Source organism: Actinomadura meridiana (assembly GCF_039537545.1).
GTDB lineage: Bacteria > Actinomycetota > Actinomycetes > Streptosporangiales > Streptosporangiaceae > Spirillospora > Spirillospora meridiana.
This window is the reverse complement of the sequence record NZ_BAABAS010000004.1, coordinates 703038-715357: the sequence shown is the minus strand read 5'-3', so window position 1 is coordinate 715357 and position 12320 is coordinate 703038. Positions and strand designations below refer to the sequence as shown.

General features: G+C 70.0%; 10 protein-coding genes. 7 read left to right on the top strand and 3 right to left on the bottom strand.

All coding sequences use genetic code 11. From position 1 onward, the window contains the following. Positions 1-48: 48 nt before the first annotated feature. The 7 genes from uvrA to whiA all read left to right on the top strand — a co-directional run bounded on the left by uvrA (position 49) and on the right by whiA (position 9137). Positions 49-2883, top strand: a complete 2835-nt coding sequence (gene uvrA, locus ABD808_RS07400) for an excinuclease ABC subunit UvrA (RefSeq protein ID WP_344891818.1) — start codon at positions 49-51, stop codon at positions 2881-2883. Positions 2884-2970: 87 nt separating this feature from the next. Next, positions 2971-3411: a Rieske (2Fe-2S) protein gene (locus ABD808_RS07395; RefSeq protein WP_344891815.1), complete on the top strand. Its 441-nt coding sequence runs from the start codon at positions 2971-2973 to the stop codon at positions 3409-3411. A 103-nt stretch (positions 3412-3514) separates the two neighbouring features. Beyond that, positions 3515-4048 (top strand): Rieske (2Fe-2S) protein, encoded by a 534-nt coding sequence (locus tag ABD808_RS07390; RefSeq protein ID WP_344891812.1) that lies wholly within the window; start codon positions 3515-3517, stop codon positions 4046-4048. 73 nt (positions 4049-4121) lie between these two features. Next, the gene (gene uvrC / locus ABD808_RS07385) at positions 4122-6218 is read left to right on the top strand and encodes an excinuclease ABC subunit UvrC (protein ID WP_425548894.1); all 2097 of its coding nucleotides are present in this window, start codon (positions 4122-4124) and stop codon (positions 6216-6218) included. After that, on the top strand, positions 6215-7093 hold the full coding sequence (rapZ, locus tag ABD808_RS07380) for an RNase adapter RapZ (RefSeq protein WP_344891806.1): 879 nt from the start codon (positions 6215-6217) through the stop codon (positions 7091-7093). The genes uvrC and rapZ overlap by 4 nt, the downstream gene beginning before the upstream one ends. Before the next feature lie 51 nt (positions 7094-7144). Beyond that, on the top strand, positions 7145-8098 hold the full coding sequence (locus ABD808_RS07375) for a gluconeogenesis factor YvcK family protein (RefSeq protein WP_344891803.1): 954 nt from the start codon (positions 7145-7147) through the stop codon (positions 8096-8098). Positions 8099-8159: 61 nt separating this feature from the next. Further along, entirely contained in the window at positions 8160-9137 is a 978-nt protein-coding gene (whiA, locus tag ABD808_RS07370; protein ID WP_344891800.1) for a DNA-binding protein WhiA, read from the top strand. Here whiA and ABD808_RS07365 read toward each other — a convergent pair. From ABD808_RS07365 to ABD808_RS07355, 3 genes are read right to left on the bottom strand one after another with little or no spacing between them, the layout of a single operon-like run. Beyond that, the gene (locus ABD808_RS07365) at positions 9134-10324 is read right to left on the bottom strand and encodes a hypothetical protein (protein WP_344891797.1); all 1191 of its coding nucleotides are present in this window, start codon (positions 10322-10324) and stop codon (positions 9134-9136) included. The two genes, whiA and ABD808_RS07365, sit on opposite strands and share 4 nt — an antisense overlap. Continuing rightward, positions 10314-11558, bottom strand: a complete 1245-nt coding sequence (locus ABD808_RS07360) for a hypothetical protein (RefSeq protein ID WP_344891794.1) — start codon at positions 11556-11558, stop codon at positions 10314-10316. Before ABD808_RS07360 ends, ABD808_RS07365 begins: the two co-directional genes overlap by 11 nt. After that, complete coding sequence (locus ABD808_RS07355; protein WP_344891791.1) at positions 11555-12223, bottom strand: hypothetical protein; 669 nt, start codon at positions 12221-12223, stop codon at positions 11555-11557. Before ABD808_RS07355 ends, ABD808_RS07360 begins: the two co-directional genes overlap by 4 nt. Positions 12224-12320: the final 97 nt, after the last annotated feature.

The window sequence follows — 12320 nt, the reverse complement described above, 5'->3', positions numbered from 1 at the left end:
CGTGTCTCTCCCCATCGCCGCGCCCAGAAGAGGAACCGGAAGTACACCGTGCATGACCGACTCATCGTGCGTGGAGCACGCGAGCACAACCTGAAGGACGTCTCGCTCGACCTCCCTCGGGACGCCCTGATCGTGTTCACCGGTCTGTCGGGCTCCGGGAAGTCCAGCCTGGCGTTCGACACGATCTTCGCGGAGGGCCAGCGCCGCTACGTGGAGTCGCTGTCCGCCTACGCCCGTCAGTTCCTCGGGCAGATGGACAAGCCCGACGTCGACTTCATCGAGGGGCTGTCCCCGGCGGTGTCGATCGACCAGAAGTCGACCAGCAAGAACCCGAGGTCGACGGTCGGGACGATCACCGAGGTGTACGACTACCTGCGGCTCCTCTACGCGCGGATCGGGCACCCGCACTGTCCCGACTGCGGCCGTCCGATCAGCAGGCAGGCGCCGCAGCAGATCGTCGACCGGGTGCTGGAGCTGGAGCCCGGCACCCGCTTCCAGGTGCTCGCGCCCGTGATCCGCGGGCGCAAGGGCGAGTACCTGGAGTTGTTCCGCGAACTCCAGTCCAAGGGCTACTCGCGCGCCCTGGTCGACGGCCAGATGATCCGCCTGGACGAGCCGCCCACGCTGAAGAAGCAGGAGAAGCACGACGTCTCCGTCGTGGTCGACCGCCTCTCCGTGAAGGACTCCGCGCGCCAGCGGCTCGCCGACTCGGTGGAGACCGCGCTCGGGCTCGCGGGCGGCACGATCGTCCTTGACTTCGTCGACCTGCCGGAAGGCGACGAGCACCGCACTCGGATGTACTCCGAGCACCTCTACTGCCCCTACGACGACCTGTCGTTCGAGGAGCTGGAGCCGCGGTCGTTCTCGTTCAACTCGCCCTACGGCGCCTGCCCCGACTGCACGGGCCTCGGCACCCGTATGGAGGTCGACCCGGAACTCGTCGTCCCGGACGTGGAGCTGACCCTCGGCGAGGGCGCTATCCAGCCGTGGTCGAACGGGCACGTGAGCGACTACTTCCTGCGGCTGCTGTCCGCGCTCGGCGACGCCATGGGCTTCGACCTCAACACGCCGTGGGAGAAGCTGCCCACCAAGGCGCGCAAGGCGGTGCTGAACGGGCACGAGACCCAGGTCCACGTGCGCTACAAGAACCGTTACGGGCGGACGCGTTCGTACTACACGGCCTACGAGGGCGTGATCCCCTACATCCACCGGCGGCACTCCGAGTCCGAGAGCGACTCCAGCCGGGAGAAGCTCGAAGGCTACATGCGCGAGATCCCGTGCCCGACGTGCGAGGGCGCCCGGCTCAAGCCTGTCGTGCTGGCCGTCACCATGGGCGGGATGCCGATCGCCGAGGTCGCCTCCATGCCGATCGGCGAGGCCGCCAAGTTCCTGCTGGCGATGGAGCTGAGCGAGCGCGAGACGCACATCGCCGAGCGGGTGCTGAAGGAGATCAACGCCCGGCTCGGGTTCCTGCTGGACGTCGGGCTCGACTACCTGACGCTCGACCGGGCGTCGGCGACGCTGGCCGGGGGCGAGGCGCAGCGCATCCGGCTGGCCACGCAGATCGGCTCCGGGCTGGTCGGCGTCCTGTACGTGCTGGACGAGCCGTCCATCGGCCTGCACCAGCGCGACAACCACCGGCTGCTGGAGACGCTGATCCGGCTCCGCGACATGGGCAACACGCTGATCGTCGTCGAGCACGACGAGGACACCATCGCCGCCGCCGACTGGATCGTCGACATCGGGCCCCGCGCCGGTGAGCACGGCGGCGAGATCGTCGTGTCCGGCACCGTCGACGACCTGAAGACCTCCGAGCGCTCGCTGACCGGCGCGTACCTGGCGGGGCGCCGTGAGATCGCCGTCCCGGAGATCCGCCGTCCGCGGACGCGGGGGCGCGAGCTGATCGTCAAGGGCGCCCAGCAGAACAACCTGCGCGACGTCGACGTGGCGTTCCCGCTCGGCGTCCTCACCGCCGTGACGGGCGTGTCGGGTTCCGGCAAGTCGACGCTGGTCAACGACATCCTGTACAACGCGCTCGCCAAGAAGCTGAACGGCGCGAAGACCGTCCCCGGGCGGCACAGGCGCGTCAACGGCGTCGACCAGCTCGACAAGGTCGTGCACGTCGACCAGTCGCCGATCGGGCGGACGCCCCGCTCCAACCCGGCGACCTACACCGGCGTCTTCGACCACATCCGCAAGCTGTTCGCGCAGACCACCGAGGCGAAGGTGCGCGGCTACCAGCCGGGCCGGTTCTCCTTCAACGTCAAGGGCGGGCGCTGCGAGAACTGCTCCGGCGACGGCACCATCAAGATCGAGATGAACTTCCTGCCGGACGTCTACGTCCCCTGCGAGGTCTGCCACGGCGCCCGCTACAACCGGGAGACGCTGGAGGTCCACTACAAGGGCAAGACGATCTCCGAGGTGCTCGACATGCCGATCGAGCAGGCGACCGAGTTCTTCGAGCCGGTCACGGCGATCCACCGGCACCTGAAGACGCTGAACGACGTCGGGCTCGGGTACGTCCGGCTCGGGCAGCCCGCACCGACCCTGTCGGGCGGTGAGGCGCAGCGGGTCAAGCTGGCGTCGGAGTTGCAGAAGCGCTCCACCGGCCGCACCGTCTACGTGCTGGACGAGCCGACCACCGGCCTGCACTTCGAGGACATCCGCAGGCTTCTCGGTGTCCTGAACGGCCTGGTCGACAAGGGCAACACGGTGATCATCATCGAGCACAACCTGGACGTCATCAAGACCGCCGACTGGATCATCGACATGGGCCCCGAGGGCGGCTCGCGCGGCGGCACCGTCGTCGCCACCGGCACCCCCGAGGACATCACGAAGGTCGACGCCAGTCACACCGGGCAATTCCTCAAGAAACTGCTCTGATGGCGGCCGGACGCGGCGCGGAAGCGCGGCGCGCCGAGCCCGGGGGGCGGTGCGGCGTGTCGGGTCCCGTGCACCAGGATGGTGACCATGGGAGAGAACGTGACACCCGGGGCCGGGCGGGCCGCCGGAGACGGGGGTATCGGCCGCCGCGCGGTGCTGTGCGGCGGGGTCGGGGTGGTCGGCGCCACCGCGCTCGCGGGCTGCGGCGGCGACAAGGAGAAGAGCACCGCCGAACTCAAGGGCAAGGAGATCGCGAAGGTCTCCGACATCCCGGTCGGCGGCGGCAAGGTGTACGGGTCCGACAAGGTCGTGGTGACGCAGCCGACCCAGGGCGCCTTCAAGGCGTTCACGGCGGTGTGCACGCACCAGGGCTGCACGGTCGGCGGTGTGTCCAACGGGCTGATCAAGTGCGACTGCCACGGTAGCGAATTCAAGATCACGGACGGCTCGGTGCAGCACGGCCCGGCCGACAAGCCGTTGAAGGAGTACCCGGTGCAGGTCAAGAACGGCGGGATCGTCGTCACCTGACCGTCGCGGCACCCGGCGGAACGGTTCGGTATTGAACCACCCCGGCCGCGTGTACGTGCTTCCTGGTGACGTACGGGAATCGAGATGTCACCGGAGGATGAGCATGCCAGAGGGGTCCGAGACACGGCTGGACGCGACGGAGCAGGCACCGGAGGGCGCCGGGGAGACCGCACCGGCCGGGGGTGGCACCCGCAGGGGGCTGCTCGTCGGGGCCGGGTTCGCGGGCATCGCCGGGCTCGTGGCGGCGTGCGGCGGCTCCGACGACGCGGACGGCTCCAAGGACACGGGCAGCTCCGGCGGTTCCGGGGGTTCCGGCGGCCAGTCGCCCGGGGGAGCGGCGGGCGGCGCGGGCACGGCGCTCGCGTCCGCCGCCGAGATCCCGGTCGGCGGCGGAAAGATCTTCAAGGACGCGAAGGTCGTGGTGTGTCAGCCGACGCAGGGCCAGTTCACGGCGTTCTCGGCGACCTGCACGCACCGCGGCTGCCCCGTCGGCTCGGTGTCCGGCGGCACGATCAACTGCGACTGCCACGGCAGCAAGTTCAAGATCACTGACGGCTCGGTGGCGAACCCGCCCGCCAACGAGCCGCTGCCGGAGAAGAAGATCAACGTCCAGGGCGACAAGATCATGCTCGCCTGAGTGTCTCCGCGGCGGACCGGGCGGCCCCCGACGGGGCCGTCCGGGACGGCGGTCACGGACGGGGGAGACGGAGATGCTCGCGGTCGGCGTGTCGGTACCGCCCACTAGGCTTTCTCCTGTGGCAGATCCGGCGACCTACCGACCCGCATCCGGCTCCATTCCCGAGTCTCCCGGGGTGTACCGGTTCCGCGACGAGCACGGCCGGGTCATCTACGTGGGCAAGGCCAAGAGCCTGCGCCAGCGCCTCAACTCCTACTTCGCCGACTTCGCGGCCCTGCATCCCCGCACGCAGACGATGGTGCAGACCGCCGCCCGGGTCGACTGGACGGTCGTCTCCACCGAGGTCGAGGCCCTCCAGCTCGAATACTCCTGGATCAAGGAGTTCGATCCGCGGTTCAACGTCCGTTACCGCGACGACAAGTCCTATCCGTACCTCGCCGTCACCCTGAACGAGGAGTTCCCGAGGGTGATGGTGATGCGCGGAGCGAAACGCAAGGGTGTGCGCTACTTCGGTCCGTACTCCCACGCATGGGCGATCAGGGAGACGGTCGACCAGCTGCTCCGCGTGTTCCCCGTCCGGACGTGCAGCGCGGGGGTGTTCAAGCGGCAGCACCAGCTCGACCGCCCCTGCCTGCTCGGCTACATCGGCAAGTGCTCGGCGCCCTGCGTCGGCCGCGTCTCGCCCGACGAACACCGCCTCCTCGCCGAAGACTTCTGCGACTTCATGGCGGGCCACACCACCCGGTTCACCAAGCGCCTCGAACGCGACATGCGCGAGGCCGCCGCGTCCCAGGAGTACGAGCGCGCCGCCCGGCTCCGCGACGACATCCGCGCCCTGGAGCGGGCGCTGGAGAAGCAGGCCGTCGTCCTGCCCGACCGGACCGACTGCGACATGATCGCCTTCGCGGAGGACGAGCTGGAGGCGGCCGTCCAGGTCTTCTACGTGCGCGGCGGCCGGATCCGCGGCCAGCGCGGCTGGGTCGTCGACAAGGTCGAGGACGTCACCACCTCCGACCTGGTCGAACACTTCCTCATCCAGATCTACAGCGAGAGCGAGTCGGTGCCGCGCGAGGTGCTCGTCCCGGCGCCCCCGCCCGACGAGGACGCGATGACCGAGCTGCTGGCCGAGGCGCGCGGCGGGCCCGTCCAGCTGCGCGTCCCACAACGCGGAGACAAGAGGGCCCTGCTGGAGACCGTCGCCCGCAACGCGCACGAGGCACTCAAACAGCACAAGACGCGCCGCGCGTCCGACCTCACCACCCGCAGCCGCGCCCTCCAGGAGATCCAGGACGCCCTGGAGCTGGACGAGGCGCCGCTGCGCATCGAGTGCTACGACGTGTCCAACCTCCAGGGCACCGACGTGGTCGCGTCCATGGTCGTGTTCGAGGACGGCCTGGCCCGCAAGGCCGAGTACCGCCGGTTCACGATCAAGGCCGTCGAGGGGCAGGACGACGTCCGCTCCATCCACGAGGTCATCACCCGCAGGTTCAGGCGCTACCTCGCCGAGAGCGAGAAGATGGGCGAACTCGACCACCTCGGCGACTCGGAGGAGGCGGTCGCCGAGGGGCCCGGGGGGCCGTCCCCCCAGAACGGCTCGGAGGAGGGCGCGCACCAGCCGATCGACCCGGAGACGGGCAGGCCGCGCAAGTTCGCCTACCCGCCGAACCTGGTGCTCGTCGACGGCGGCCCGCCGCAGGTCGCGGCCGCGCAGCGGGCCCTGGACGAGCTGGGCGTCGACGACATCGCCGTCTGCGGCATCGCCAAGCGGCTGGAGGAGCTGTGGCTCCCCGCCGAGGACGACCCGGTGATCCTGCCGCGCAACAGCGAGGGCATGTTCCTCGTCCAGCGGGTCCGCGACGAGGCGCACCGGTTCGCGATCACCTTCCACCGGCAGCGGCGGTCCAGGTCGATGACGGTGAGCGAACTCGATAACGTTCCGGGACTGGGTCCGGCACGCCGCGCGGCGCTGCTGAAACACTTCGGGTCGCTGAAGCGGCTGAAGGACGCGACGCCCGAGCAGGTCGCCGAGGTCCCGGGCATCGGGCCGCGCCGGGCGGAGGGCATCGTCGCGGCACTGCACGGCGGCGGGCTCGCTGGCGGGCACAGTGGCGGGCCCGGCGGGGGGAACGGCGGGGGCCACAACGGGGAGCACACGGGGAGACCGACATGACCAGCGACACCAAGATCCCGGACATCGTGATAGTCACCGGAATGTCCGGGGCGGGCCGCAGCACGGCGGCCAAGTCCCTGGAGGACCTCGACTGGTACGTGGTCGACAACCTCCCGCCCGGGCTGCTCGCGACGATGGCCGACCTCGGCGGGCGGGTGAAGGACGCCGTGCCGCGCATCGCCGTCGTCGTCGACGTCCGCAGCCGCGCCTTCACCGACGACCTGCACTCGTCCATCGCCGAGCTGGAGGCGCGCGGCGTCCACCCGCGGGTGGTGTTCCTGGAGGCCAGCGACGACGACCTGGTGCGCCGGTTCGAGAACGTCCGCCGCCCGCACCCGTTGCAGGGCGACGGCCGCCTCGTCGACGGCATCGCCCGCGAACGCGAGCTGGTCCGCGAGGTCCGCGCCGAGGCCGACCTGGTGATCGACACCAGCGGCCTCAACGTGCACGAGCTGCGCAACAAGATCATCGGGTTCTTCGGCAACGACACCGGCGAGTCCAGCCTCCGCGCGACCGTCGTGTCGTTCGGCTACAAGTACGGGCTGCCCGTCGACGCCGACCTGGTCGTCGACTGCCGCTTCCTGCCGAACCCGCACTGGGTGCCGGAGCTGCGGCCGAAGACGGGTCGTGACCCCGCCGTCCGCGACTACGTTCTCAGCCAGCGCGGAGCCAAGGAGTTCCTGGACTCCTACGCCGAAGTGCTGCGTCTTCTCGCCGACGGGTATGAGCGCGAAGGCAAACACTACGTGACCCTCGCCGTGGGATGTACCGGTGGTAAACACCGTAGTGTTGCCATGGCGGAACAGATCGCCGCCCGGCTACGGGACGAGGGCATCGACGTGCAGGTCGCCCATCGTGACCTCGGCCGCGAGTAGACCCCTGACCGGTGCCCGGCGGGGGCCCGGACGGAGTGGAGAAGCGGCACGGTGAAGCCCAACGGCCCGAAGGTCGTCGCCCTCGGCGGCGGCCACGGACTCTACGCCTCGCTGTCGGCGCTGCGCCGCGTCACCGACCAGCTCACCGCGATCGTCACCGTCGCCGACGACGGCGGGTCCAGCGGACGGCTCCGCCGCGAACTCGGCGTCCTGCCGCCCGGCGACCTGCGGATGGCCCTGGCCGCGCTGTGCGGCGACGACGAATGGGGACAGACCTGGCGCGACGTCGTCCAGCACCGCTTCCGCACCGACGGCGACCTGCGCGGCCACGCCGTCGGCAACCTCCTCATCGTCGCCCTCTGGGAACTGCTCGGTCAGGACGCCGCCGTCGCGGGCCTCGACTGGGTCGGGCGGCTCCTCGGCGCGCACGGTCGGGTCCTGCCGATGGCGGCCGTCCCGATGGACATCGTCGCCGAGGTCCGCGGGGCCGACCCGTCCCGCCCCGACGAGGTCACCCACGTCAAGGGGCAGGTCGCGTGCGCGAGCACCCCCGGCGGCGTGCTCGGCGTGTCGCTCGTCCCCGCCGACCCGCCCGCGTGCCCGGAGGCGCTCGCCGCCGTCGAGGACGCCGACTGGATCGTGTTCGGCCCCGGCTCCTGGTTCACCAGCGTCCTGCCGCACCTCAAGGTGCCCGCGCTGGCCCGCGCGCTCGTCTCGTCCCGCGCCCGCCGCGCCGTCGCCCTCAACCTCGCACCGCAGCCGGGCGAGACCGACGACTTCTCCCCGCAGGCCCACCTGGAGGTCCTGCGCGCCCACGCCCCCGACCTCACCGTTGACGTCGTCCTCGCCGACGCCGGTATCGTGGACGATCCGGTCGCCCTCGACAAGGCCGTCCAGGAGATCGGTGGGCACCTCGTCCTCGCCGACGTCGCCGCCGACGACGGGTCGCCGCGTCATGAACCCGCCCGGCTGGCCCAAGCCTTCGTACAGATTTTCAGCGAGTGACGTCCCGCGGCGCCGTGATCGGCGACACTGCTGGGAGTCCGATAGGGGGAGGGTTCATCAGATGGCGATGACCGGTCTGGTCAAGGACGAGCTGAGCAGGCTCACGATCTTGAAGCCGTGCTGCCGCAAGGCCGAGGTCTCGACGCTGCTGCGCTACGCGGGCGGCCTGCACCTGGTCAGCGGGCGGATCGTGATCGAGGCCGAGATCGACACCGGCGTCGCCGCACGCCGCCTGATCAAGGACATCTCGGAGGTGTTCGGACACACCTCGGAGGTCGTCGTCCTCGCCCCGAGCGGCCTGCGTAAGGGCAACCGTTATGTCGTCCGCGTCTTCCGGGACGGCGAGTCGCTCGCCCGGCAGACCGGGCTGATCGACAGCAACGGCCGCCCCGTCCGCGGCCTGCCCCGGCACGTCGTCGCGGGCGCCGCCTGCGACGCCGAGTCCGCCTGGCGCGGCGCGTTCCTCGCGCACGGCTCCCTCACCGAACCGGGCCGCTCCATGTCGCTGGAGGTGACCTGCCCCGGCCCCGAGGCCGCGCTCGCCCTCGTCGGCGCCGCCCGCCGCCTGAAGATCCACGCCAAGGCCCGCGAGGTCCGCGGCGTCGACCGCGTCGTCGTCCGCGACGGCGACGCGATCAGCGCCCTGCTCACCCGGCTCGGCGCCCACGACAGCGTCCTCGCCTGGGAGGAACGCCGCATGCGCCGCGAGGTCCGCGCGACCGCCAACCGCCTGGCCAACTTCGACGACGCCAACCTCCGCCGCTCCGCCCGCGCCGCCGTCGCCGCGGGCGCCCGCGTGGCCCGCGCCCTGGAGATCCTCGGCGAGGACGCCCCCGACCATCTGGTCAACGCGGGCCGTCTCCGCCTGGAACACAAACAAGCGTCCCTGGAAGAACTCGGCCAACTGGCAGACCCGCCCCTGACCAAGGACGCGATAGCGGGCCGAATCCGCCGCCTCCTGGCCATGGCCGACAAACGCGCAGGCGACCAGGGCATCCCCGGCACAGAAGCCAACCTGACCGCAGACATGCTCGGCTAGTCCTTGCGGGTCTGGTCGCCTCTGAGGATTCGGGGGATGAGGTCGGTGCGGAGGTGGCCGTAGCCGGTTTCGGCCCAGACGCTTTGGGACGGGTCGGCCTCGAAATAGGGGACGTCGTGGCCGTCTTCGCGGTCCATCAGGATGTCGGGGGTTTCCTTCGCGCGGGTGGCGCGGGTGCATTCTCGGCAGGCGTGGACGCGGAGGCGGCGGCGGGAGCCTACGGGGCGCCATTCGATTTTGGTCGGGGCGTCGCCGTGGAAGGGATTGAAAAAGCAGAGGGGGCTGGGCGGGATTGGCGGGCGGCCGGAGGCTATGGCCTGGGCTGAGGCCAGTGCGTCGCGGCCCTGGTCCAGGAGAACCAGGACGCCTGCCAGGTCTGGGATGCCGGTCGCGCCGTCCAGGACTTTTCCGGCTGCCTGGTAGGCGTCCAGGGCTCGGGTCATGAGGTCGCCGGTTTTATCGCCGGGGATTTCTGTCTCGTCCAGGAGTTCGCCGAAGGCTATGACTTCATTTGTTGCCTGGTCGCGTAGTTGGTCTTCGTTGGCGCGTTTCGCCGTGGAGAAGACCGTCCGGGGGAGGAGCAGGGCGCTGTCGGTGCGGCGGACGGACGTCATGCGGCGGCGTCGCCATAGGAGTACCGCTGTTATTCCGGCGGCTGCGATTCCTGCGGCGCCCAGCGAGATCGGGAGGGCGGGCGAGGAGTTGGGTTCTTCCTCCTTTCGGCGTTCCTCGGCGCGTTTGTTGATTTCGGCTGAGACGCGGTCGTATTCCTTTTTCGCTGTGCCGGAGAGCATGAGGTCGGCTATGCGGTTCAGGCGGGTCGAGAGGGACGTCTCGTCGTAGGCGCGGTTCAGGGAGACGGCCCAGGCGGCGTAGCGGGCCTGATGGTCGCCGCCCCATTCCTTGGCTCGGAGTTCGTCTCCGATGTCGCTGAACGTGATGTAAATGCCGTCGCGGCCCAGTTTCGCGTGGACGACCGTCGCCACCTGCTCGTCGTCGCTCCAGGTGCCGCCCTTGACCAGGGGGACGAGGACGACGAAGACGGGCACGGGGAGTTTGCGGAACTTGGTGATGAGCTGCGTGCGGTCCGCCCCGGACAACGCGGAGGCCAGGGACGGGTCGACGTAGATGAGGGAGCGCCGCAGGGCGGCGGCCAGCCGTTCGCCGGGGGACGGTTCAGTCGACACCGAGGTACTCCTGGACACGGGGGATCAGTTTGCCTTCCGTCCCGAACGCGGTGTCCTTCCAGACGCCGGGGACGGTGTAATGCGGGCGCGGTCCGTCCGGGCCCGGGACGCGCAGGATGTGGGTGGTGAGCGTCCTCATGCCTTTGCCTTGGCAGGACGCGCAAACGGGGCGGCGCCGGGACCGTCCGTCGAGACGTATTTTCTGGGTCGCCGTCGACTGGCCGTGCAGAGGATTCACCCAGCATGGTGGGGACGGTTTCTGTGTTCTCGCGTCGAGGGCCGCCAAACCCAGCCGGGCCAGCACGATCGCCCCGGCCAGGTCGATGGCTCGGTCGGGGGTTTCGCCCGCGTCGTCGTAGAGGATTTGTGCGACGTCGTAGGCGGACACCGCGTACTCGCGCCCCGGGTTCGTGGTGCTGGTGGGGAGTTCGGTTCGCAGTTTGTCCAGTTCCTTGGCGCCGGTGCGGCGAAGCCATTTCGTGGAAGGTTCGGTTGGCGCGTTGCTGGGTGGTCCGCCCGTCTTTTTGGTCTTGCCGTGTCGCCACAGGGCGGCGGCGGTCAGGCCCGCGATCCAGACGGCCACGGCCGCGAACGGGCCCGCGAGGAGGAGGCCGGTAAGGAAGGGGGCCTTGATCTCGGGGTCGACGGGACGCAGTTCGCTCTCGTGGCCGAAAGGGTCGGGAGTGGTGTGCAGTTCGGGGGTCTCGGGGGGCCGGGACTGGGCGTCCCGGATGAGCTGGAGGCGGGTCGTGAGCCGATTGGGCAGGTCGGCGAAACGCTTGTCGCGGTCGGCGGGAATGTCCGTGCGCTCGTCGTCGATCCTCCACAGTTGGAGTGGCACGTTGAACGCTTCTTCCTCGAACCAGGCCGCCTGATTGACCATCAGGTACAGGCCGTCTCGATGGAGGCGGTCGTGAAGCCAGTGGAGAAAGACATCGCCCATCCCTTGGCTCTCTGACTCGGAACCGTTGGGCATCACCACCACATAGACCGGGGCGCCGAGCTTGCTCGCTGTCCTTTCCATCGCCGTTCGGACTTGGGCGCGTTCGGTGTCGTCCAGGGCCGAGGACATGTCGGGATCGACGAAGAGGGAGTCCTTGGCGAGTGCCGTCGCGACCCGGTTCAGGCGGTGCTGCGCGTACGCCGGGATCGGCTCGTCGGCCGCCGCCGGTGTCATGGTGAGCAATGGCATCAGCAAGGGGACGACGGCCAGGGCCCGGGTCAGGGGGTTCACCGGCGCTTCCTTCGCTTGATCGTTCGGCCGAATTGCAGGAAGAACAGGATCGTGACGCCGCTGAGCGCGGTTCCTCCGGCGAACACGCCCCATTCCGTCCGGCTGGCGTCGCGTTCCGAACGGTCGTGGGCGTCCAATGCGAGGCGGACCTTCGACTTCGGGGGAGGGCCCGTCGGCACCGTGATGTCGCCGGACAGGGCGATGTCCACGAAACGCTCGATCTTCGTGACGGCCGTCGCGTCGGTGGGGAGTTCCGCCAGCGTGGCCCGTTTCGCGTCCCTGACCGGGAGCGTGTCGCCGCCGTACTGGATGGCGGACATCGCTGAACTCGTCGGATCGACCACGATGTAGAGGCCGGGCCGTCCGACGCTGTCGTGCAGGAGGGGGACGAGGTCCTCGGCGTCGTAGCCGTCCACGAGGTACGTCGGGGTCACCGCGACGTAGGTGGGGACGCCCAGACGGCCGATCGCCTTCTTGATCTGGGCCGATGCGTCCGGTGGAAGCGCGCGGGGAGCGTGGTCGGTGACGTAGACGGGGTCGCGGCCGAGTTCGGCGGCCAGGTGGTCGACGCGGCTCACCGGCTTGGCACGCTCCATGGCGAGGGCGGGCGCGGGCAGGCAGGTCAGGACGAAACCGATCATCAGGACGATCCACCCGCGGCGCATGGACCGGGAGTGTAACGGGACGACCTTCTCGCCCTGTGAGACCTGGGCGTCCGGTGTCCGGTCACCCCCTGGTCATTGGATAGGGTCGAGGGTGGGG